Annotated in this window: 22 protein-coding genes and 1 pseudogene; 10 read left to right on the top strand and 13 right to left on the bottom strand. The window is 50.4% G+C overall.

Annotated features, from left to right (window positions below):
• Positions 1 to 3 precede the first annotated feature (3 nt).
• From obgE to B2952_RS04610, 3 genes are read left to right on the top strand one after another with little or no spacing between them, the layout of a single operon-like run.
• Positions 4 to 1,056, top strand: coding sequence for a GTPase ObgE (obgE, locus tag B2952_RS04620; protein ID WP_290728076.1), 1,053 nt, complete (start codon positions 4 to 6; stop codon positions 1,054 to 1,056).
• Between the two features lie 3 nt (positions 1,057 to 1,059).
• On the top strand, positions 1,060 to 1,533 hold the full coding sequence (smpB, locus tag B2952_RS04615; protein ID WP_173366342.1) for an SsrA-binding protein SmpB: 474 nt from the start codon (positions 1,060 to 1,062) through the stop codon (positions 1,531 to 1,533).
• Positions 1,534 to 1,565: 32 nt separating this feature from the next.
• Positions 1,566 to 2,684: an N-acetylmuramoyl-L-alanine amidase family protein gene (locus B2952_RS04610; protein ID WP_290735704.1), complete on the top strand. Its 1,119-nt coding sequence runs from the start codon at positions 1,566 to 1,568 to the stop codon at positions 2,682 to 2,684.
• A 76-nt stretch (positions 2,685 to 2,760) separates the two neighbouring features.
• On the opposite strand, the gene B2952_RS04605 is transcribed toward B2952_RS04610, so the two are convergent.
• The 11 genes from B2952_RS04605 to B2952_RS04555 all read right to left on the bottom strand — a co-directional run bounded on the left by B2952_RS04605 (position 2,761) and on the right by B2952_RS04555 (position 12,576).
• The gene (locus tag B2952_RS04605; RefSeq protein ID WP_173366345.1) at positions 2,761 to 3,507 is read right to left on the bottom strand and encodes a YebC/PmpR family DNA-binding transcriptional regulator; all 747 of its coding nucleotides are present in this window, start codon (positions 3,505 to 3,507) and stop codon (positions 2,761 to 2,763) included.
• A gap of 42 nt (positions 3,508 to 3,549) precedes the next feature.
• Positions 3,550 to 4,272 (bottom strand): hypothetical protein, encoded by a 723-nt coding sequence (locus B2952_RS04600; protein WP_173366346.1) that lies wholly within the window; start codon positions 4,270 to 4,272, stop codon positions 3,550 to 3,552.
• A 30-nt stretch (positions 4,273 to 4,302) separates the two neighbouring features.
• Positions 4,303 to 5,916: a phosphomannomutase gene (locus tag B2952_RS04595; protein ID WP_290735701.1), complete on the bottom strand. Its 1,614-nt coding sequence runs from the start codon at positions 5,914 to 5,916 to the stop codon at positions 4,303 to 4,305.
• A 65-nt stretch (positions 5,917 to 5,981) separates the two neighbouring features.
• Positions 5,982 to 6,758: a thiazole synthase gene (locus B2952_RS04590; RefSeq protein ID WP_290725885.1), complete on the bottom strand. Its 777-nt coding sequence runs from the start codon at positions 6,756 to 6,758 to the stop codon at positions 5,982 to 5,984.
• Between the two features lie 46 nt (positions 6,759 to 6,804).
• The gene (locus B2952_RS04585; RefSeq protein WP_290735698.1) at positions 6,805 to 7,209 is read right to left on the bottom strand and encodes a (deoxy)nucleoside triphosphate pyrophosphohydrolase; all 405 of its coding nucleotides are present in this window, start codon (positions 7,207 to 7,209) and stop codon (positions 6,805 to 6,807) included.
• A gap of 33 nt (positions 7,210 to 7,242) precedes the next feature.
• Complete coding sequence (locus tag B2952_RS04580) at positions 7,243 to 9,219, bottom strand: cellulase family glycosylhydrolase (RefSeq protein WP_290728066.1); 1,977 nt, start codon at positions 9,217 to 9,219, stop codon at positions 7,243 to 7,245.
• Between the two features lie 112 nt (positions 9,220 to 9,331).
• The gene (gene thiF, locus B2952_RS04575) at positions 9,332 to 9,994 is read right to left on the bottom strand and encodes a thiamine biosynthesis protein ThiF (protein WP_290728064.1); all 663 of its coding nucleotides are present in this window, start codon (positions 9,992 to 9,994) and stop codon (positions 9,332 to 9,334) included.
• The gene (thiS, locus tag B2952_RS04570; RefSeq protein WP_072978161.1) at positions 9,994 to 10,188 is read right to left on the bottom strand and encodes a sulfur carrier protein ThiS; all 195 of its coding nucleotides are present in this window, start codon (positions 10,186 to 10,188) and stop codon (positions 9,994 to 9,996) included. The genes thiF and thiS overlap by 1 nt, the downstream gene beginning before the upstream one ends.
• 23 nt (positions 10,189 to 10,211) lie before the next feature.
• The gene (locus tag B2952_RS04565; protein WP_290728091.1) at positions 10,212 to 10,604 is read right to left on the bottom strand and encodes a hypothetical protein; all 393 of its coding nucleotides are present in this window, start codon (positions 10,602 to 10,604) and stop codon (positions 10,212 to 10,214) included.
• Positions 10,605 to 10,615: 11 nt separating this feature from the next.
• On the bottom strand, positions 10,616 to 10,981 hold the full coding sequence (locus B2952_RS04560) for a hypothetical protein (protein ID WP_290728062.1): 366 nt from the start codon (positions 10,979 to 10,981) through the stop codon (positions 10,616 to 10,618).
• Between the two features lie 5 nt (positions 10,982 to 10,986).
• The gene (locus tag B2952_RS04555) at positions 10,987 to 12,576 is read right to left on the bottom strand and encodes a hypothetical protein (protein ID WP_290728060.1); all 1,590 of its coding nucleotides are present in this window, start codon (positions 12,574 to 12,576) and stop codon (positions 10,987 to 10,989) included.
• 282 nt (positions 12,577 to 12,858) lie between these two features.
• On the opposite strand from B2952_RS04555, the gene B2952_RS04550 reads away from it, so the two are divergent.
• Positions 12,859 to 13,116 carry a hypothetical protein gene (locus B2952_RS04550; RefSeq protein ID WP_290728058.1) on the top strand — a complete coding sequence of 86 codons (258 nt, stop codon included), beginning with the start codon at positions 12,859 to 12,861 and terminating at the stop codon, positions 13,114 to 13,116.
• Positions 13,100 to 13,378: pseudogene (locus tag B2952_RS14155) on the top strand (DUF4160 domain-containing protein). Before B2952_RS04550 ends, B2952_RS14155 begins: the two are co-directional and overlap by 17 nt.
• A 9-nt stretch (positions 13,379 to 13,387) precedes the next feature.
• Here B2952_RS14155 and B2952_RS04545 read toward each other — a convergent pair.
• Together B2952_RS04545 and B2952_RS04540 are read right to left on the bottom strand one after the other, a co-directional pair.
• The gene (locus B2952_RS04545) at positions 13,388 to 15,274 is read right to left on the bottom strand and encodes a family 43 glycosylhydrolase (protein ID WP_290728056.1); all 1,887 of its coding nucleotides are present in this window, start codon (positions 15,272 to 15,274) and stop codon (positions 13,388 to 13,390) included.
• 207 nt (positions 15,275 to 15,481) lie between these two features.
• Positions 15,482 to 16,354: a fibrobacter succinogenes major paralogous domain-containing protein gene (locus tag B2952_RS04540; protein WP_290728054.1), complete on the bottom strand. Its 873-nt coding sequence runs from the start codon at positions 16,352 to 16,354 to the stop codon at positions 15,482 to 15,484.
• 302 nt (positions 16,355 to 16,656) lie between these two features.
• Here B2952_RS04540 and B2952_RS04535 point away from each other — a divergent pair, with 302 nt between their 5' ends.
• The 5 genes from B2952_RS04535 to B2952_RS04515 all read left to right on the top strand — a co-directional run bounded on the left by B2952_RS04535 (position 16,657) and on the right by B2952_RS04515 (position 19,915).
• Positions 16,657 to 16,971 carry a helix-turn-helix domain-containing protein gene (locus tag B2952_RS04535; protein ID WP_073054531.1) on the top strand — a complete coding sequence of 105 codons (315 nt, stop codon included), beginning with the start codon at positions 16,657 to 16,659 and terminating at the stop codon, positions 16,969 to 16,971.
• On the top strand, positions 16,968 to 18,197 hold the full coding sequence (locus B2952_RS04530; RefSeq protein WP_290728050.1) for a type II toxin-antitoxin system HipA family toxin: 1,230 nt from the start codon (positions 16,968 to 16,970) through the stop codon (positions 18,195 to 18,197). Before B2952_RS04535 ends, B2952_RS04530 begins: the two co-directional genes overlap by 4 nt.
• Before the next feature lie 133 nt (positions 18,198 to 18,330).
• Positions 18,331 to 18,798, top strand: coding sequence for a hypothetical protein (locus B2952_RS04525; RefSeq protein ID WP_290728048.1), 468 nt, complete (start codon positions 18,331 to 18,333; stop codon positions 18,796 to 18,798).
• Between the two features lie 160 nt (positions 18,799 to 18,958).
• A complete protein-coding gene (locus B2952_RS04520) occupies positions 18,959 to 19,252 on the top strand; it encodes a hypothetical protein (protein WP_290728047.1) in 294 nt (97 codons plus the stop codon).
• A 219-nt stretch (positions 19,253 to 19,471) separates the two neighbouring features.
• Positions 19,472 to 19,915 (top strand): hypothetical protein, encoded by a 444-nt coding sequence (locus B2952_RS04515; protein WP_290728045.1) that lies wholly within the window; start codon positions 19,472 to 19,474, stop codon positions 19,913 to 19,915.
• Positions 19,916 to 21,234 lie beyond the last annotated feature (1,319 nt).

Here is a 21,234-nt window from a genome sequence, read left to right as displayed (position 1 = left end):
CCTATGTTCCTAGACGAAAAAACCATTGAAGTGCGCTCCGGCAAGGGCGGTGACGGCATCGTGAGCTTCCACCGCGAAAAGTTTGTTCCCCTCGGAGGCCCTGACGGCGGCGACGGCGGTCGCGGCGGTCACGTGATTCTGCAGGTGAACGAGCAGTATTCCACGCTCCTCGACATGGGCAACGCACGCGTGTACAAGGCGCTGGGCGGCCAGCCGGGTGGAGCGAAGCGCTGCACCGGGCGTAGCGCCGAAGACCTCATCGTCGATGTCCCGCGTGGTACCATCGTGAAGGATTCCGAAGGTCGCATCCTCGCAGACCTCACGCAGCCGGGCCAGAAATGGATTGCGGCGCGCGGCGGCAAGGGCGGGATGGGCAACCAGCATTTCGCGACCCCGAAGGTGCAGGCACCCCGCAAGTGCACACCCGGCGAAAAGGGCGAAAAGCGCGAACTTTTCCTGGAACTCAAGCTCATGGCCGACGTGGGCCTGGTCGGGTTCCCGAACGCGGGCAAGTCGAGCCTCGTGAACAAGATTTCGAGCGGACGCCCGAAAGTCGGCGACTATCCGTTTACCACCCTCGAACCGGTGCTCGGCATCGTGCAGACGAACGGCCACAGTTTCGTGGTCGCCGACATTCCCGGCCTGCTGGAAGGCGCCAGCGAGGGCAAGGGCCTCGGGCACCAGTTCCTCAAGCACATCGAACGCACGCACACGCTCCTGTTCGTCATCGACGGTTTTGCCGAGAACGCCTACGAGCAGTTTACCGTGCTCAAGAGCGAACTCAAGGCATTCCACCCGAAGCTCGCCGAAAAGCCCTTCGTGATTGCACTCAACAAGGACGATCTCGGAATCGAGAACGCCATCAAGGAATTCAAGAAACACCGCCAGAAGGTCATCGTGACGTCCGCCATGACGGGCGACGGCTGCAAGGAACTCGTACAGGCTCTCGACGAGGCCATCCCGCACGTACAGAAGAAGAAGGTCGGCTGGGAATCGAAGGCCCTCGAAAGCAGCAAGGCCAGCGGCAAGAAGAGCGGCTGGGGCAAGAAGGCTTAGCGCATGGCAAAGAAGGAGCAACAGAGCACGCCGGTCATCATGAACCGCAAGGCAAGCCACCTCTATTTCGTCGACGAGACGTTCGAGGTGGGCATCATGCTCATCGGCTCCGAGGTCAAGTCCATCCGCGACGGCAAGTGCACCATCGGTGAAGCCTGGGTCGACGTCGACGACAAGAAAGACGAACTCTGGCTCATTGGCGCCCGCATCGACGAATACCTTTTCGCGAACAGGTTCAACCACTTCCCCGCCCGCAAGCGCAAGCTCCTCGCCCACGCGCACGAAATCCAGAAAATGCGCAAGGCGAAGGAACTTAAGGGTTGCACCATCGTCCCGCTGAAACTATACTTTAAGAACCGACGGGCAAAACTCGAAATTGGAATATGCAGAGGCAAGGATCAACGCGACAAGCGACAGGATATAATCAACCGCGAAGCGAAGCTGGAAATGGACCGCGCCGCAAAGGCACACCGCTAGTTTTCGCCCTGTTGCTGATAATCGGCTGGGCAATGTCCTTCGCCGACGTCAGTGCCGTCGATGCTGAAGCTTTCGCCAAACAGAACGGCGCCTCTTTCCACTGGTTCCCCATCCAGAAATCGTTCATCCTCGTCACCGAGGAAGACACAGCCAAGTTTGCAGTCGGCATTCCCTTCGCTTCGGTGAACGGCGGAACCATCGATTTATCCGCAAGCCCCGTCCTCGAAGACGGGCACCTGTGGATTGCAGAAGAGGACGCGAAGCAGATTTTCAAGAAAGTTCCTGCCAGCAGCAGTTCAGCCGCAGCAAAGGATTCGAGCTCTTCGACCGGTTCGGCAAGTTCCGCGAAGGCCGAACCCGCGGCAGCGCCCGCAAAGGCAGACCAGAAGGCGGTTTCTGCAACCAAGCCGAAGAACGAGACCGCGGGCACCCGAGAAGTCAAGACCATCGTAATTGACCCCGGCCACGGCGGCAAGGATTCTGGCGCTCTCGGCAAGAATTCGCAGGAGAAGGACCTCGTTCTCGCCATCGGCAAGCTCCTGAAAAAGGCGCTCGCGAAAGAAGGGTTCAACATAAAAATGACCCGCGACAAGGACGTGTTTATCGAACTCGGGCAGCGCGCCAACCTCGCGAACCAGTGGGATGGAGACCTGTTCATCAGCCTCCACTGCAACGCCGTCGATGCGACTCCCGAACGCAAGAAGCAAATCAGGGGTTACCATGTGTACGTGCTCCGTGCCCCCGAAAGCGAAGAAGACAAGGCGATAGCCCGCCGCGAAAACAAGGTGGCGACCCTCTACGGCGAAAAGAACGCGAAAGAGGAACTCTCCCCCATCGAATGGTTCAAGCTGGAAGCCCGTCTCGAAAAGTATAAACAGAACAGCTACATGTTCACCGAGGAAATGCTCAAGGCGATGGACGGCGGAAAAATCCGCAGGCAGGCGGGAGGCGTCGGAGGTGCCGGGTTCATGGTGCTCGTGGGTGCGCTCATGCCCGCAGTGCTATTCGAAATCGGATTCATCAGCAACCTCGACGACGAGGCCTACATGATGAGCAAGGCCGGCCAGGAAGATATCGCCGACCGAATAGCGAAGGCCGTGAGCACCTACAAGGCGGCAGTGCACAGCTACCGCGAGACTCTCGGGCGATAAGCCGCATCACTCCTCAAGCACAAAAAAACCGACTGCTCCAGGCAATCGGTTTTTCAATTTTTGGAACGAATAGAGCTTACTCAGCAGCGTCCATATCGGCTTCGTCGATTTCGGCGTTGTGGTAAACATCCTGGACGTCGTCGTGGTCTTCGAACTTGTCGATGAGCTTGAGGAGCTTCACGGCATCGTCGTGACCGAGCTTGACCGGGTCATTCGCGACGTAGGTGATTTCAGCGCTCATCATCTCGATTCCGGCGGCTTCGAGAGCCTTGGAAACGGCGTCGAAAGCTTCCGGAGAGGTGGAGATTTCATGCACGCCGTCTTCGGTGGACATGTCTTCGGCACCTGCTTCGAGCACGAGGTCCATCACCTGGTCTTCAGGATACTTTTCTGCGTCGACAATGATCACGCCCTTGTAGGTGAAGGCCCAGGAAACGGAGCCCGATTCACCCATGGAACCGTTGTTCTTGTTGAAGATGTTGCGGATTTCGGCAACCGTACGAACCTTGTTGTCGGTCAGGCACTGCACCATGATGGCAATGCCGGCCGGGCCGCGTCCTTCGTAGAGCGGTTCCGTCATTTCGGTACCGGAGTTTGCACCCGTACCCTTGGCGATGGCGCTTTCGATGTTCTTGGTCGGCAAGCTCTGGCTCTTGGACTTGAGAATTGCCGCACGCAGGCGCGGGTTTGCGTCAGGGTTTCCGCCGCCGAGCTTAGCAGCAATGGAGATTTCCTTGATAAGCTTGTTCCAAGCCTTCGCACGAGCGACGTCAGTCTTGGCTTTCTTGCGTTTGGTGGTGGCCCATTTGGAGTGACCGGACATAGATTACCTCGAATAATTCAGGTTTTCGATTTAGTGAAACTTTTACTTTTTCTTCATGCGGCAACGCTTCTTTTCTCTCGGAGAAAGGTTCGGGTCGTCGCATTCATCCCTGTTGGACATTTTTTTCTTTTTCTTCTTCGGCTGATCGTCGTCAGCCATATCCTTCATGCGCTGTTTCCTCTTCTCGGCAACAGACATTTCGGAATCCTCCGCTTCCATCTTTTTCTTCTTCATGGACTGAAGCTTGCGCTTGTCAATCGGATCGGCGGAAGCCTTCGTGATAGCCCTTTCGTACTTGCCCTTCCAGATCTGGCCAAGAAGCGAGCCCGAAGCAAGAGCGTCGTTGAGGATTCCCTTCGACCAATCGTCATCAGCCGGAGGCAACAGCCTGAACTTCAGGTTACGGATCGTGGTCGGTTCTTCATCATAGTAGAGCATGATGTCGAAGAGGCCCACGTTATACTGTTCGCCATTGACTTCCACGGGGGAATTGTCAATATAGGCAAGAACCGCATAGACTTCGCCTTCGAAAAGGGCTTCGCGCAGAAGCTCGGGATCGCCGTTGGGAGCTCGAACCTCACCGATGGCCTGGAACGCCCAGGGGGCGACATCCACCTTCAGCGAGAACTTCAAAAAACCCTTCTCCGAATCCTTGAGCTTGAGCAACGCACCGGAGAAGGCCTGGAACTTAGGCCTTATAGAACCTTCCTGTGCATAGCCCACCATGGAAAGCGCCAGCACAAGTAATATCAGTATTTTTTTCATATATGCTTTCCTTTTCCCCAAATAAAACACTTAATTCTTGAAGAACAGCGCCTTCGCCGCCTCGAACATCGGGTCCTTTTCGTCCGGTTCACGGCATTCGGTGTAGATGCGCACCTTCGGTTCGGTACCCGACGGACGCACGAGCATCCAGGAGTCGTCTTCGAAGATGACCTTCACGCCGTCGAGCGTGAGGAGCTGCTTCACGGTCTTTTCATTCTTGCCGACCAAGACCTTTGCCCCCGGCTTCGCGATTTCGGCGATGGCGTCGACCTTGGCCTTCAAGGGAGCACCCACGAGGGACTTGTCGACTTCGAAGCCCGAACGGGTCGGGTAGAAGCGGCCATATTCTTCGTAAAGGGCGTCGAGGTATTCACCGAGGTTCTTGCCGGTCACCGCCATGATTTCAAGAGCGATGAGGAGGCCGAACTGGGCATCCTTCTCGAGCGTGTTGTTGAGGCCCGAGATACCGTCGGATTCTTCGAATGCGACGAGAGCCTTCTGCTTCGCATTGCGGCTGAGCCACGGGCGGAAGTTCTTGAAGCCCACCGGAGTTTCCATCACGGGCACGCCAAGCTTTTCGGCAATGATGTTCACGAAGTTGGAGGTCGCGACGGACTTCGCGACGCAGCCCTGTTCCTTGCGCCAGGTTGCCATGTAGTGGAACGCGATGGCACCGAACTGGTTCATGTCGATTTCGCGCGTGCCGTCGTAGAAGCGGATGCGGTCGCCATCCGGGTCAAAAATTGCACCGAGGCGGAATTCGCTCTTGCTTTCGTCGAGCACCTTGCGGACCTTCTCGAGGTTCTTGCTGGACGGTTCCGGGGCGATGCCGCCGAACAGGGAGTCATCCTCGTTGCGGAGCGTGATGAGGCATTCCGGATTGTCGAGCAGCGCAGCCGGGCGGCGGCGGGTAGAGCCGTGCACGTGGTCGCACACGAGGGTCAGACGGCCCTTCTTGATGAATTCCTTGATGCGGTCGAACTTGATGGTTCCCTGCTTCACGAGGAATTCCTTGTAAATCTTGAGAGAGTCGATGAGTTCCCAGTCAACCTTGCCCACCGGTTCAAACTTCCAGGTGGCCATCATTTCGTTGCTGAGCTTGGTGATGACGTTCGTGATTTCCGGACCGGCAGGACCGCCGTCGGCCGGGTTGAACTTGATGCCGTTGTAGTGGCTCGGGTTGTGGCTCGGGGTCATGTTGATGGAGCAGGCGGCACCGAGCATCTCGATTGCGGCGCTGAATTCCGGAGTCGGCATTTCGCCACCGTAGTAGACCTTCACGCCGGCCTTCGCGAACTGGTCGGCAACGGCCTCGCAGAATTCGTGACCGAGGAGGCGGTTGTCGTGGCCAACGACCACGCCGCGCTTCTGGAGTTCGGCAAAATCCTTCACGCCGAGAGCTTCGAAAAGTTCAGGAGTCGCTTCCTTGTAGAGGCGAACGATGGCGGCACCCACCACCTGGAGGTTGCGGAGCGTAAATTCGGAACCGATTTCACCGCGCCAGCCGGACGTACCGAAGCTCACCTTGGCGGGCTCCTGGGAGGTCAGCGCTACCTGCTTTACCTGTTCGACCAGGCCCATGTCGGTTGCCGGGTTGAATTCGGGGGACTGAATCTTTTTCCAAATCTGGGTAATGTTTTCCATAACGGTTCCTGTATTTGAATTTAACGCCTTTAATTTAGCAAAAAATTTTTCTGCGACAGAGCGGACTAGTCCCGCAGGAATCCCGTGAGCGGGTCGGACGCGGAAGCGCCGCGCGTAAGGACGCGCCCAAGGCCTGCAAGGTAGGCCTTGCGACCCGCCTCGATTGCAAGCTTGAAGCTCTGCGCCATCATAGGCAAATCGCCAGCCGTGGCAAGCGCCGTATTCGCCATGATCGCGGCGGCCCCCATCTCCATTGCGGCACAGGCCTCGGAGGGTTTCCCGATTCCTGCATCCACGATAACCGGAAGTTCAATTTCGTCAATCAGAATTTGAATAAACTCACGAGTGGAAAGGCCCTTGTTGCTCCCGATCGGGGCAGCAAGCGGCATCACGGCGGCGGCCCCCGCGTTCACGAGGTCGCGCGCCACGTTCAAATCCGGATACATGTAGGGCATCACCACGAAGCCCTCCTTCGCAAGCGTCTCGGTCGCCTTCACCGTCTCGTAGTTGTCCGGCAAGAGATACTTCGTATCACGCATGATTTCAATCTTCACGAAATCGCCGCAGCCGAGCTCGCGGGAAAGGCGCGCGATGCGGACCGCCTCGTCGGCGGTGCGGGCGCCGGAGGTATTGGGGAGCAAGGTCACTCCTTTCGGGATATAGTCCAGAATATTTTCATGGTCCTTCGTGTTCGCCCGGCGCACCGCGAGTGTCACAATCTGTGCACCCGCATCGCGCACCGCAGCCTCAATCAGCTTCAGCGAATACTTGCCAGACCCCAAGATAAACCGCGATGTAAATTCATGATTTCCAATAACGAGAGTATCTTTTTTTTCTTCCATTTTACTTTACCTTTTTCCGCTTTTTCGGAGTAAAATATAGAATTTCTTAACGTTTTTCTAACGCCTCCACCACCAGCAAATCGGCGGGGAGCCAATCCACAGAATGCAACTCCGCAGGAGAGAGCCACCTTGCAGCTTCGTGTTCCAGCAGTTCGGGAGACTTTCCGCCCGCAACCGTGCAAAGATAGCAGTGCATGGTCAAGTGAAAAGCGGGATAATCGTATTCCACGGTGCATACAAAATCACCGACAAGGACATCGACGGCCAGTTCTTCCCTAAGTTCGCGAACAAGCGCCTGCTCGGGAGTCTCGCCGGGTTCCATCTTTCCGCCGGGGAATTCCCAGTAATCCTTATAGTCGCCATAACCGCGCTGGGTAGCGAGCATCCTAGTCCCCGCCAACCGCGGATCGCCATCACAAATAATACCCGCCACGACTTCTATCGTTTTCATGGCGGGAAATTTAGAAATTTTACGATGTAAAGGCTACTTGACTATAACGCGGAAGATACGTCCGCCCTCTTGCGACTTGACCAGGTAGGATCCGGGACGCTTGACCAGAGAGGCAGTCTTCGCCTGCAGATTTTCGGAGCCCTCGCCCATGAAGCGCGCAATAAATTTTCCCTGCATGTCGAACACGCTGTAGCAGGAAACACCCGACGAACCGAACCGCATGATGCGTGCTGCGACCGAAGTCGTAGTATCAACTGTCGACGAGGTATCGGCTGTTCCGCACTGAGCCGCCGCACAAAAATCAAGCCAGTCAATGTTTACGTAATTGCCAACGATTTCGAGCCTGAGCACATGCTCGCCCGCCGTGAGGTTCACCTTTCCCGCATCTAACGTGGAATAAGTCTCCCAGTCGCTACCCTGCGGGAATATCACGTCGTCCGTAACGGCCTTGTCGTCGAGATAAAGCTTGAAGCCCGCATTTTCCGAAGAAGTCGCATAGCTCGCGGACAGGCCATACTCGCCCGCCTCGGCCACCTTCACGGTGTATTCGAGCCATTCGCCTTCCTGCGTGTAGCCGATGGCGTAACCCGAGCCGCCCTTCACGATATCGACAGCGTCTTCACGATACTCGCCGCCCTTGTTGTCGTCGTCCTTGTCGAGGTAAGCCTTGCCCGAACCGCCGACATCGTAATTTTCGACTTCGACCTTGCCCGGGATTGCAGCGGCGACATCTTTATAAGGAGCCTGCGGGATAATCGGGGTGATGTAGACGCGGTAGCCGTACTTGGTATTCGAGATGTTCACCGGCACCGTAATCTTGCCGTCATTCACGTCGTATTCCTTGTCGGACACCAGGTTCGTCGAAGGAACGGCCTTGTCCTTGTTTTCCCAGACCACGTATTCCACCGTCACATTCACCTTGTTGCCAAATGCAGAGGGAATGCCCGAGATGTTCACATTGATATCGCCCTTGGTGTTTCCGCCAAGCACGATGCTCGCAAAGCCCTTCTTTTTATCGAGGGCGGCAAAGCCGTCCACGCCGTCGCTTTTGTCGTTGGGAGGCGTAACCTTGGCCATGTAGCCGCTCATGTCGCCATACCACTTATAGAGCCACCAGCCACCACCGCGTTCGTTATTGGAGGTAAGGAGACTCCCCAGACGGCCCGGAAGCGGTACGAACCACCAAGAAATCATGGCGCTTTCGACACCGTGACGTTCGAACTTGGCGATAAACGGTACGGACAGGCCAGGGCATCCTTCCTCGGAATGTTCCTCGGAGGAATACTCGTTGATGCTGAGAGGACGCGGCTTGACATTATACTTCTTTTCGAGAGCGCGGTAGGTCTCGACAGCGCCCACAAAGCCGCCACTTCCCCACTGGTGCCAGCTTACAACGTCGGGCATGCAGTTGTTCTGCGAGCAGTACTTCACGAATTCTTCCATCTTGGAAGCATGGTAAAAAGAATACGACGGACCGATAATTTTTGCCCCCGGGTCCATCTGGCGAATCAAATCATAGGTCTGTTTCCAAAGACCGGAATTGAAGTCGATGCCAGAGACCTTCCAGGTGTCATTGGGCTCGTTCCAGATTTCGTAGCCGTCAAAGTTCTTGTTTTTGGAAGCAAGCTTGTCGTTGATGACGGATTTCACCTCGTTTTTCCAGTGGTCCATGTTCTGGAACTTGTAAGGCCAACCGGGCAAGACGTCGGCCAAGCGGATCTGGATCTTGGCACCGATGCTTTCCACACGCGGTGCCACGAGGAAGGCTCCGCCTATACCCTGCTGGCGGCCGCTACCGCTACGCGCAGGCGAAAGGAACACGTTCGGCTTGAGCGGGGCGACATCTTTCTCGATATTGGCGGGAAGCGTCTCGGTAAGCCCGTAAAGCGAGCCCGTGGCCACGTGGGTCACCGGCTTGATGCTGTCCCCCAGGCTCACGTTCAGATTGACGGCCGCGTCCGAAAAGGCGGCCATGGACAAAATAGCAACAAAGCTGTTTATCTTTTTCATAAACATCTCCATAATTCACCAATAAAAAAATACCCCTTTTTAGGGGATATTTTCACTTTTTTATCATTTTTCTATGGATGGATTGTCAACGGGATATTGGGCGGCACCTTTTTTACGCTAGGTCAAGAATAATCCGCACCACCGTCAGGGCCTGGTGGGCAGCGCAAAGCATCACACGGGGAGCAACGAGCCCGATTCCGTCGTTCACATCGCTTTTGCCGTCACCACAAACATAAAAGCGTTTGGTCACCTTGCGGGTCGTAATTGAATTTCCGCTATCGTAGCCCGCCATTCCAGAAGCCGCGACTAGGTACTTTTCAGGCATATTTTCGAGCACCGTATTCACAAGCATCGCCTTCGCCTCGGCATTATCAAAAGCCTCGCAAACCACGTCGGCCTTGGCCAGGAGCGGGACCGCATTTTCGGCAGTCACCTTTTCAAAGTGAGTTTCATATTCCGTATACGGCGCGATCTCTTTCAAGTTCGAAAGCAGAGCATCCGGCTTCGGCATGCCAACCTGGCTCGCCCTGTACTGCTGGCGATGCAAATTCGTCACATCGACGCAATCGAAATCAATCAGGACCAGCTTGCCTATTCCGGCACGCGCCAGGGAAATCGCGATATTTGAACCAAGCCCGCCCAAGCCGCAAACGGCAACCGTGGCAGCCTGCAACTTGCGTACGGCATCTGCACCTTGCCGCTTTTCTAGCGCGGCAAGCATCTCTTCGCGAGTCGGCACGCGGAAATCGCACATCTGCGAAATTTCGGATTGCATCACCCGCCGCCCACAAAGTTCACAACCTCGACGACATCGCCATCGGCAAGCACCGTCTCGGCATACTTTGCCTTCGGAACAATTTCCTCGTTCCGTTCCACAGCGATGCGCACGGTATTGTACCCCGCTTCCGCAAGGTATTCGGCAACGGTCTTGCCAGCCGCATCGACACTCTGTCCATTAATCGTAAGCATGTGAACAAATATAGGAAAAGTTTTCAGGCTATCGGCTTTTCTATAAAACGTTGCAAAGAATCGGCGATTCTTAATACATCATTTAAAGGAAATTTTTCCCGTTCCTTATCAAACAACCCGGCAAAGGCGCCATCATTAATTATCCAATATTTGGAGAAATCCTTATTGATATTATCCACATACGCCCCTATCATAATACCAACTCTATACACAGGATAACGGTTTTTCGTCCACTCATTAATCTTCCCTTCTAGCCATCTCCCCTGCGACTCTATTTTATGCATCAGGTCACTTTGCAAGACACCTGTGCTATCAATGAGTTCACCATCTTTAAATATAAAGTCCGCTTGGTTATAATCCCTATCCGGCAATGCCCAATTCTTTGTATCAATGGTAAATATTCCTTTCGTACTAATTATAACATGGTCTATGTTAAATTTTCCGCATACAACATCATGAAAAAAAATGTACTGTTAGAAGAAAGCCTTTCCAACTTTGTGCCTACATAACGTTCGCCATCAAGACCTTTGCGATGATTTCTTATTTGCCTATTAATTTTTCTTACTTTGACAAACGCCCTTACAGAAAAGACGACCAAAAGGATTGTCATAAACACAGCAGAAAGAAGACTTACTGGCAAAAAACCTAGGTAAATCATCCAAATAAATATAGACGCAACAAACGTCACCATCGGTAGCAGCAACGTTTCAAACGATTCATCACCCAATTGATTGATTTTATTCTCTAGAGATTCACCTTGCACATGGGGTCTGAAATGCTGTTTGCGATTCATAAGAACTATTCCATCTCCCATTTCAATACGGGGTACCCATCATTGAGTTCGGAATCATAAGCGAATTCGTCACCGAGGAGTTCGGCAAAGTCGTTAGATTTCATTTCATCAGCGGTTTTGGGCTTTGCAACGCCGCCACCATTATTGAGACCGAAAGGTTCTTGGTCGCCTTGCTCCAGATAATAGTAGTCCGCCATTGTAGTGTTGTAGTTGTAGCCAATCATCAAGCCGATAAGCGAATCACCATCGACTTTGCCAGTGGAATAAGCGGAACTGGTGACGCCTTCTTGATTATATCCAACAATTCCCCCAACATAGGTTAAACCAGAAATATTCCCAACATTATAGAGCAATTTTGATTTTGTGTAGGACATCGAACTAACAATCCCTCCTGTACCCCCTTCTCCAGTAATATTACCCTTATTCACTAAATTATCAATAGTTCCATAGCACACTTCACCAGCAATGCCTCCAACATAGCGCAAGCCAGTCACATCACCATCATTATACGCCTTTTGAATCACCCCACAGGGATAAAAATCATAACACGAATAACTTGATGTTTTGTTTAAGGCCAAATCATTTAAGGTAACAGAGCCTCCGCAATGTCCGATGATTCCGCCAACAAAATGTTTTCCAACAACATTCCCGCTATTCCTTAAATTTTTCGTTTCATTTTTAGAAGAACTACCAACACCACCAAATACTCCTCCAACATAACCAAACCCCTCAATAGCACCTATATTTTCCGCGTCTTCTACCGTAACATAAGTAGCACACCCAGCAACTCCGCCAACATTTTTTTCACCAGCAATAAAGCCCATATTTACAGCTTTTTTTATCACTGAATTTGTCTTATAATCTTTTTGATAAGAACTACCAATTACACCTCCAATACACTCTTCTTTTCCAGACACGCTGGCCAAATTTTTCGTACTTAATACGGAACCTGTACTACGTCCAACAATACCCGCAGAATATTCTCCTCCATACACCCAAGAATTCTCAACAGTCAAATTCTGTATCGTTCCACTAGAATTTCCAAACAATCCATTGTGTGTACTTGTGGTATTGATGAACATGCCGCTAACGGAGTGTCCATCGCCATCGAAAACGCCATCAAAGACAACGCTCGAATTGCCAATAGGAGTCCACTTGTGGAGCTTGGTTGAATCACCAACCAAGGCGCCCTTTTCGTCGATGACATCGCCTTTGTTCAGCTTGATATCAGCTCCGAGCTTAAAGAACTTGCCCTGGTACGCCTTGTCGCTCGAATTCACAACAAATGAGAGATGAGCCAGCTGTTCCGCAGTCAAAATAATGTACGGGCTCAACTTGGTTCCCGCGCCGCAAGCAAAATCCTTCGCAGTGGTTCCGTCCCAAGGCTCCCCTGCCTCCCCGACACAATCTTCATCTAGGTCCTCTGTACTACTAGAAGATTTCTTGTCACCGTTTTTACTCTCGGAACTTGTACCCTTTTTGCTGGAACTGCTGATTTCAGACGAATCATCGTCATTTTTAGGCGCAGAGACCGTTTGCGAGCAAGCAACAAGCAATGCCGCAATTCCAATAAAACCAAACAAAGAGTAGCGCATAAAAGCCTCAAAATAGTCTATTCATTAAAATATATATTATGCCACAAAAAAGAAATACGCGAGAATTATTCCAATATGGAAATTACAAAAAGACCTTTTTATCTCTTGACAATTTAATTTCTCAAATCTATACTTAGTGCACGAGTGAGTAGGAGTACTTACTAAACAACCAGACGAACCCCCGCCTTTTCTTGCATGCAGGCGGAAGGAGCAAAAGATGAATACTAGCCAAACCAGGCAAGAAAAAGTTATATTGCCATTTAGCAATAGATGTACCCCTTCATGACATTAGACGACAACGCAGAAATTGTCCATTCCGAAATGGGCAACGACGGCCGAGTCAAGGTTTACATCGAAAAACCCGATGCAAAAGACGGTTTTCATCGGGCGACATGCTATTTACCCTCCTACACATGGGAAGATATATTCGGTTTTTCAGATGAGGAACTCGACCGCTACAAGAAGGTGATCGAGTCAACGGCTCATCTGATAATGGAATTCTCTCAGAAAGGTGGGTTTAGCAATGCCGCAAATCTTTAAAATAGGCTCTTTCTGGGTTTACTTTTGGTCCAACGAAAACGATCCGTTGGAACCAGTTCACGTTCACGTATCCTAAGGCTCTCCCACTGCTAACGCCACCAAAATCTGGATTACAAAAGCAGGCAAATGCCTTCTTGCACACAACAATTCTCACATCAATCCGAAAGTTCTTCAAAACATTCTTCGGATTATTGAAGCAAGGAACGAAGATGTCATCAACAAATGGAAAGAATTCTTTGGGACGATTTCGTACTACTGCTAAGCCCCGTTCCTAGAACATCACGCGATAGCGGATTCGTCTGTCGAAATGGCGGCCCTTGAGGTCGCGGTAGCCATTGCGGGGGCGCATTTCTCCAGCACGGAGAACACGATTATCGCGGGTATCGATCCGGCGGATTGCATCCGTCGAATCCTTCACGCCCTCGTCGAACTTGATGTTGCCTACGAGCGTTTCGCCGCCGAGGCCTTCCGCTGTCAGGTAGAAGTCCTGCACGCCCTTGAGTTCCGGCAGGTTGGTGCAGCGCACGTCAATCCACTTGCTCGCGTTACCCGCCGAAGGCAACTCGCACTTCGAAATCACGTCGCCCTTCTTGCTATCCTTGCGGATGTTCAGCGTACCGCCGGCTCCGTTCTTCACCTGCACAAGCACGCCCGGGCCCACGATGGAATCCGTAATCACGTTCTCGAAAATCGCGTAGCCGCCGTCCTTGATGGCGAACTCGTCGTCCGCAGTCAGACGCACGCGGATGCCGTTGTCAAAGCCGTTCGCCGGAATCGTGTCGCGGATAATGCGCAAGAAGTCGAGGCGGTCAAGTTCCGCATAGTGCTTGCCCTTCGTAATCTCGATAAAGTTCGAGCCGCGCTTGAGTTTCGCGGGGATGTACACCACCGACTTCTCGGGGAAAGCGCTCCATGCGCCTGTCAACGGCAGCTCCACTTCCTGATTTTTGCCGTTGACGCTCACAAAATGCGAGCTACCGTTTGCACCGTCTTCGGTCCAGTTGTTGTCGTAGCGGTAACGAATCAGGTAATCGCCCGCCTGCGGGATAATCATCGGCAGGCGAATCTTGCTGTCTTCGTAGTTGATGTAGGCGCAAAATTCTCCGTTCGAAGCATCGGAGCTGCTCGAAATATCCACGTGCGTCAAGGCGCCATGTTCCGCCTCTGCGCTCAGGTAACGCCCGAGGAACGGCTGTCCCAGTTCCGGCCAACCGTCGTCGGTATAGACGATGTCGCGAACTTGTATGTAAGAGTTACCGCCGTCGTTCTTGTCGTAGTAATGGTTCACGAAGCGCTGACGGTTCACGTCCTGGAACGCCTCGCCGCCCGCAGGCCCGTAGTAGCGTCCGTAACGGCTCAACAGAATCGTGCCGCCGCCATCCAGCAACTTCTTGCCGCTGCGGTCCACGTACCCACCGTCAATGCGGTTGGAGCGCCCCACCGTCGTCTTGTAGGAATTGTTCTCGAGGTCCGCGCCCTTCTTGCAGCAGTTATCCCACGCCGTAAACAGGTAGTAGTAGCCGTCGTGCTCGATGAGGCTTGCGCCCTCGATTCCCGAGCCGCCACGGTTCGCGATGTTGATCATCTTCGCACCGTCTTTCACCTTGCCTGTTTCTTCGTTCAGTTCCAAAATGTGGATGCCCGTGCCCCACGAACCGAACGCCATCCAGACCTTGCCATCGTTGTCCTTCAGCACTGCCGCGTCAATCGCGTTGTAGGCGTCGCTCTTGACCGTGTGAATCACTTCGCCCTGGTCCGTCCAGCCGTAGCCGGGCTTTGTCGGGTCGATTTCCTTGCTCGACATGAACCCCATGCCCGACGAGCGGATGCCCATCTCGGAACCGCAATAGTACATGCGGTATTCCCCGCCAATGTAATGAATGTCCGGCGCCCAGATGTCGATCATGTTCGGGGCGTAGTCGTAAAGCCACTTCGAAAATTCCGGCATGGCGGGCTCGCCGTTCTTCCAGTTCAGCGCGTCCTCGGAGAACTGCATGAGCATGTGGTTATCCGTTGTCGCAAGCGCGTAGCCGTCCTCGTAACGGATGATGTCCGGGTCATGCCCCGCCCAGCGCGTCTCCTTCGCGTACCAGTCGGCCGCAAGGGCCTGCCCCGCCAGCAGTGCAGAAAGTGCAAAAACCACGTCGTTTCTTTTCATAACGCCTCGCTTTCCACACATCCAGCTTTAAAAATACACTAAAAAATGTTAACGGTCAGCCTTATCCTGAATATTCTAGGTCGATAATGTCCAATTCGTTGATTGCTTTCGGTATTTTATGGGTCGCTGCAAATTTCATCTGTACCCGAACAAATTTTATTTGCCTCTGCAAGGACTTGAATTGTTTTTCCGTTTGTTTTGAAGCTTCTAGTCCTTGAGGCAACGAACGGAGTACCCATAGCCCTTGCTGTTGCCCCCGTACGCAATGCCGTCGTTGTAGTTCATGTGTATGTCGTACGCGCCGTAGCTATTGTACTCTGTAGAACTCCAGAATTCTGCGCCGCTGCCGCCCCCTTTGATGAAACTCCCATAGTCGGACCTGTTGCCAGCAGGCAACGCCGAGAACGAGAACGCATCCGTGCCGTTGCCATTACGATTCCACCCAGACGTGGATTTGAGAACCTTGCCAGCAGTCGTTTCTCCGCCCACCGCCATGAACAGGGCTCTCCATTCCGTTTGAGTCGGCAGATGCCAATCTTCAGGGCAAACGCCGCGAACAGGGTAGAACGACGAACAAGTCTTATCAGCACCGCAATCCTTGCCATTTGCACTCCACTCGCCCACGCTGTCCATGGCTGCGCTCCACAGATAAAGCCTTCCTATTTTTTCGCAATAACTAGCACTATCATTATAGCAGAAACTGTTATCTGTCTCGTAGTTCAGGTTCTGCGCCATCCACCATTGATCACCGATTTTCACCGTCTTATAAACTTGACCATCACGGTCATCAACCAGCTCGCCATACTCGCAGTTGTCTTCGGTTTTTGTCTTGCACGGTGTCGCCAAAGTCACCGAACTAGATGATAATTCGGCTGAACTGCTACTCGAATTTACACTACTGCTGGACTTAGTACTGCTACTGGACACACTTGTCTCACTATCGTTCGACTTCGGTGTGACGCTGGACGAAGACGACTCAATCGAAGAATCATCGTCCGGGCGCGGGGCAAAACTGCTGTCGTCGTCACCGCAGGCGGTGAGGCACAAGGCACAGGCAAGAATTGTTATGAATTTTTTCATAGGTCCTCGCTTTCCACACATTACACTCTAAATTTATACTCCCTTAAGACATTCGTCAACCACCCAACAATCCAATACCATTGATTTTTTCGCAACAAGAAACAGCGTTTTTCAGCGTCCAACCGCTTGCGAACCCTCATAAAATAAGGCACATTTAGAAAGTAGATCTTATAGGGGCTCTTTATGAGCCGAGGTAAAACTCATTCAAAGTTCAAATTTCATCCCCTCCATTCTTCAAAACCGTTCCATTTTGTCAATATTTATTGACAATTTAATCAAAACAATATATATTTATTGACATCATGGGCAAAAAAAGCGTAACTCTACTGCCGAAAACCGGTAAAATCCTTGAACAGATGGGAGAACAGATCCGTCTGGCTCGCATGCGTCGTAAAATTTCTGTCGCACTTGCTGCCGAAAGGGCGGGCGTCAGCCGAGCATCGGTATGGGCGGTGGAAAAAGGTTCCGCGGCAGTGGCCATCGGCATTTACGCAGCAGTACTCCACGCCATAAGCGGCATGGACACCGACCTTCTCAAGGTCGCCGCAGACGACGAACTCGGACAAAAACTCCACGACATCGAACTCCTGAAGAAATATCACCCGGAGGGCAAGTGAAGCAGATTTTGGTTTACGAGAACTGGCTGCGCGCAGCCCCCACGCGCATCGGCACGCTCTTTGTGGAAGGCGCAAGAGGCAAAGAAGTCTGTTCATTCGAGTACGACAACGAATGGCTAAAGCACTCCGGTAGCTTTATGCTGGACCCGGACCTGTCCCTTTTCAAGGGTCGGCAGTTCGCTCCTGTCGGCAAGGAACTTTTCGGCATATTCGAAGACTCGTGCCCCGACCGGTGGGGACGCACGCTCATGGACCGGCGGGAATCCATAATCGCCCGTTCCGAATCGAGAAAGCCCCGAAAACTCATGGAAAGCGACTACCTGCTCGGCGTCCACGACATGTCACGCATGGGAGCTTTGCGGTTCAAAGCGAACGAGGACGGCCCCTTCCTTTCGGACGATTCCGACATGGCAGCCCCTCCGTGGGTCGCCCTCCGCAAACTAAACGACGCCGTAGCCGCATTCGAAAGCGACACCACGCACTCGGACAAATGGCTACAGATGCTAATTGCGCCGGGTTCCTCGTTAGGGGGCGCACGCCCAAAAGCAAACGTCATTGCACCGGATGGCAGCCTTTGGATAGCAAAGTTTCCTTCCAAGAACGACAAGATAAACTGCGGCGCTTGGGAAAAAACGGTCTATGAACTTGCGGAAATGTGCGGATTGAACGTTTCAGAAAGCCGCCTTGAAAAATTTTCGCGATACGGTTCCACTTTTCTCGTAAAAAGATTTGACCGAGAGTCCGGTCGGAGAATCCACTTCACGTCGGCTATGGCCCTGCTCGGCCACACAGACGGGGACGATGACTGCGGATACACCGAAATCGCCTCCTTCATCAAGTCTGCCGGAGCAGCGCCCAAAAAGGACCTTCTTGAACTCTGGAAACGGATTGTGTTCAACATCCTCGTGTCCAATACCGACGACCACTTGCGCAACCATGGTTTTCTCTTGTCCGAAAAAGGGTGGATGCTTTCGCCCCTGTTCGATGTAAACCCGAATCCGTACGGAGAATTCCTTTCGCTGAATATTTCTGACAACGATTCCACACTATCATTGGAACTCGCCCAGGATGTTTGCGAACTTTACGGATTACCTGCGGCAAAGGCAAAAGCAGCCATTACTGAAATGCAAAAAATCGTCAGCGCAAACTGGCGTAAAATCGCAACAAAGAACGGGATTTCCCGAAACGAGCAGTCCTTTATGGAAAGCGCCTTTGCATCTAGGTAATCACCCTGTTTTACTTTTTTTCAGAGTCCAACCGCTTGCGAACCCGCATAAAATAAGGTATATTCAAAAAAAATCTTTTAGGGGCTCTTTATGAGCCGAGGGAAAACTTAGCTTTTTTGACAAGGGCGAAATCATGAAGAAAATAGTGTCATTTTTAATGCTTTTATCTGTTGTAGCTTTGGGTGCACCAGATAACGAAACTAACAATGGGACAGAAGATTATGTTCCCCCCAAAAAAACAGTAGCACAATCTTTACAAGAACTAAAGGAAACAATAGACAATCAAGTTCAGAATAATCGTTGTTATGACCGTTACAAATTATATTCAACAACAAACATGTACAATTTTATAAAGCTGGATACAAGAACGGGAATCATGCACATGGTTCAGTGGGGTCTTGAAGATGGTAAAGAGGGAACTTATACTTTAAATGAAAAAAGTTTGGTTAATGAATGGAATGACTATGGATGTGGTTCATTTGAACTTTATCCAACTCAAAACATGTATCAGTTTATACTTTTGAACAAAGTTGATGGAAGACAATGGCACGTGCAATGGGGTTTTAAGTCAACAGAAAGATGGATTCGCCGGATTTACTAGACTATTGGAAGATTGTATTATCCCTCAGCATTAAAAGTTGGCGATAGTCTTATAGGGGCTCTTTATGAGCCGAGGTGAAACTTACAACTCGTCCGATTCTCGTGAGGTGGCCGAAGCTTTTGCAAATGAAATTTTGAAAGATATAGAGGAATGAAAATAAATGAAGAAGAAAAAAATCATAATAAGACTTTTGATAGCTTTGTTGTGTGCGATTATTTTTGCGTTGTTGGTTCCTTACGTTTACGGAGAAAGATTTACGCATTGTCGTTGGGGAATGGCTTTTTTATTTTGGATGTTTTGTTCTGCTATTGCAATATCTCCTGAAATCACGATAATTCCCATGAATTTAATAGAGAAAAAGAAACGGGAACTAACATTTGATGAAATTCTTTCTGGCAAAGAGGAGCCTAAAGAGGAGGAAGACTTTGATACACTAATTTCCAAGAAGAAATGAGATTTATTATCTTATAGGGACTCTTTATGAGCCGAGGTAAAACTTAAGTATAGCCTCGAAATGGCGAAAAAATATGCCGAATTGATAAAACCGAAAAAGTGACCTGTATTGGGTCGCTTTTTTTATCCCTGATTGGAATAAGGAAAAGCCGATTTTTGCGTATTTTGTTGAATTTTGACACTTTTTTATATATATTAATGGTGTGAGACGGGGTTTACCATGAAAATGACGATGAACATAATTAAAACGAGCAAAATGCCGTCTAAGTGCAAAATAAATTTTGTTTGCGCTGTTTTGCCGCTTGTTCTTTTTGTGTTCGGAGTTCTTTCGCCTGTTTGGACGGACAGCTTTGTTGTTTATGTCTTTAGCCTGCTTCCGTTTTATGTATATACGTACATTGTCGAAAGCGTGTTTGTTGATGGAGGCTCTTTGTTTGGGACTAAACGCGGCCTTTATGCTTCGAGAATGTGGGTTGCAGGAATAGTTGTTACGACGGTTGTTTCTGTAATTGGTGCGTTTTTTCTTGGCGATACAGGGGCTATTTACTATGGTCCGTGCATGATTTTGGCGATTAATATTCCTGTATCTGTCGTTTATGCGATTGTGTGCATTTTTGCAGATTCTGTGAGATATGCTAGACCTCTTCAGAATTTTGTCGCTTAAAAGATGTTCATCTTATAGGGACTCTTTATGAGCGGAGATAAAACAAAAAGTTCAGCCAGCATTAAGGGAATACAATGGAAACAAAAGACATAATTTTCGGAATAGTGATGTTTGTTGTTGAGATTGCTTACTACATGATGGGTGGCCGAAAACAATTTGTCTTTTTTATTCTTATTATAGTAGGGCTGCTTTTATATGGTGCTTTTATTCGATAACTATTTTGTAGTTTAGTCTAAAAAAGAAAACCTTCTTTAAGGCCGCTCATCGGCGGCCTTTTTCCGTATATTAAGGCTAGCAAGGCGGGAAACATGTATTTCCTATCTTATAGGGGCTCTTTATGAGCCGAGCTAAAACATGACGAACATATCTTCACCGACGAATTCGAATTTGTTTCCGTCTAGTCCGTTTAAATAACCTTTGTGTTTAATTGATATTTGTGTTTTTGTTATATTGTAAAAATGTATTTTTTTAACGAATTGGAATAGTGAAAATATGAAGGATCAAAAAAAATGAGATGGAAGAGGTGTCAAAAATAAAGATTTCGGGGTATGTGATTTTCTTTGCATCGATAGTTGGCGGATGGCTTGGCCTGCATTGTGTTATTGCCCGTCGATACCGCAGGGCGTGTGTGTATTTTCTTATGGGTGGAACGCCCTTTGCATGTCTTAATGGGTTGATGAATAAGTCGGGCCCAGTGTGGTTTTATTTTATTGCGTATTCTCTGATGTTTATTCAGATAATATGTAATTTGATTGATACTTATAAAATCAGTAGAGGAAATTATACGGATAAGACGGGAAATATTATATATACTAAAAGTCAGTGGATGCCAATAGTCTTTATTATATTTGCTTTTTTGTACCTGCGCTCCTTTTATTATGATGTAATTCATCTTGCGGTTCAAGTGGTTAAATTATTGCAATAACTGTTTATTGGGAAAAAGCCCGTAACGGGCTTTTTGCAAGCATATTGCGAGCGGTATTCCGTAAAAAATAAAGCCCCGGTTTAGCCGGAGCAGTTTAAAGCGCGAATATAACGGCGCGGTTGCTGTGAGACAAAAAATCGCCTTTCATGAGACAAAATGAAAGGCGATTTTTTAACCATTTGGAACAATGCTATTTAATTGTTCCCATCCATCTTGATTGCTGTTGATTTTATAGAATGTAATACCATAAGGGCTTATAGTCACTTTACGAGTTTCAGAACCAGTAAGAGTGGCTGATGATGTCTTATAAGGGCTCTTTATGAGCGGAGGTAGAACCTCCGAAGGCTAGATTGCTCTAAATACACCACTTTTCTCTGGATTTCCACAGGCACCT

The sequence above is a fragment of the Fibrobacter sp. UBA7003 genome (assembly GCA_002449765.1).
In the GTDB taxonomy this organism is placed as follows: Bacteria; Fibrobacterota; Fibrobacteria; order Fibrobacterales; family Fibrobacteraceae; genus Fibrobacter.
The sequence above is the reverse complement of the archived record's forward strand: the minus strand, read 5'-3'. Positions and strand labels throughout refer to the sequence as shown.

Bases quoted from the DNA above. Each gene is read 5' to 3' on its own strand.
- obgE (WP_290728076.1), top strand. From the start codon at position 4: ATGTTCCTAGACGAAAAAACCATTGAAGTGCGCTCCGGCAAGGGCGGT.
- smpB (WP_173366342.1), top strand. From the start codon at position 1,060: ATGGCAAAGAAGGAGCAACAGAGCACGCCGGTCATCATGAACCGCAAG.
- B2952_RS04610 (WP_290735704.1), top strand. From the start codon at position 1,566: ATGTCCTTCGCCGACGTCAGTGCCGTCGATGCTGAAGCTTTCGCCAAA.
- B2952_RS04605 (WP_173366345.1), bottom strand. From the start codon at position 3,507: ATGTCCGGTCACTCCAAATGGGCCACCACCAAACGCAAGAAAGCCAAG.
- B2952_RS04600 (WP_173366346.1), bottom strand. From the start codon at position 4,272: ATGAAAAAAATACTGATATTACTTGTGCTGGCGCTTTCCATGGTGGGC.
- B2952_RS04595 (WP_290735701.1), bottom strand. From the start codon at position 5,916: ATGGAAAACATTACCCAGATTTGGAAAAAGATTCAGTCCCCCGAATTC.
- B2952_RS04590 (WP_290725885.1), bottom strand. From the start codon at position 6,758: ATGGAAGAAAAAAAAGATACTCTCGTTATTGGAAATCATGAATTTACA.
- B2952_RS04585 (WP_290735698.1), bottom strand. From the start codon at position 7,209: ATGAAAACGATAGAAGTCGTGGCGGGTATTATTTGTGATGGCGATCCG.
- B2952_RS04580 (WP_290728066.1), bottom strand. From the start codon at position 9,219: ATGAAAAAGATAAACAGCTTTGTTGCTATTTTGTCCATGGCCGCCTTT.
- thiF (WP_290728064.1), bottom strand. From the start codon at position 9,994: ATGCAATCCGAAATTTCGCAGATGTGCGATTTCCGCGTGCCGACTCGC.
- thiS (WP_072978161.1), bottom strand. From the start codon at position 10,188: ATGCTTACGATTAATGGACAGAGTGTCGATGCGGCTGGCAAGACCGTT.
- B2952_RS04560 (WP_290728062.1), bottom strand. From the start codon at position 10,981: ATGAATCGCAAACAGCATTTCAGACCCCATGTGCAAGGTGAATCTCTA.
- B2952_RS04555 (WP_290728060.1), bottom strand. From the start codon at position 12,576: ATGCGCTACTCTTTGTTTGGTTTTATTGGAATTGCGGCATTGCTTGTT.
- B2952_RS04550 (WP_290728058.1), top strand. From the start codon at position 12,859: ATGACATTAGACGACAACGCAGAAATTGTCCATTCCGAAATGGGCAAC.
- B2952_RS04545 (WP_290728056.1), bottom strand. From the start codon at position 15,274: ATGAAAAGAAACGACGTGGTTTTTGCACTTTCTGCACTGCTGGCGGGG.
- B2952_RS04540 (WP_290728054.1), bottom strand. From the start codon at position 16,354: ATGAAAAAATTCATAACAATTCTTGCCTGTGCCTTGTGCCTCACCGCC.
- B2952_RS04535 (WP_073054531.1), top strand. From the start codon at position 16,657: ATGGGCAAAAAAAGCGTAACTCTACTGCCGAAAACCGGTAAAATCCTT.
- B2952_RS04525 (WP_290728048.1), top strand. From the start codon at position 18,331: ATGAAGAAAATAGTGTCATTTTTAATGCTTTTATCTGTTGTAGCTTTG.
- B2952_RS04520 (WP_290728047.1), top strand. From the start codon at position 18,959: ATGAAGAAGAAAAAAATCATAATAAGACTTTTGATAGCTTTGTTGTGT.
- B2952_RS04515 (WP_290728045.1), top strand. From the start codon at position 19,472: ATGAAAATGACGATGAACATAATTAAAACGAGCAAAATGCCGTCTAAG.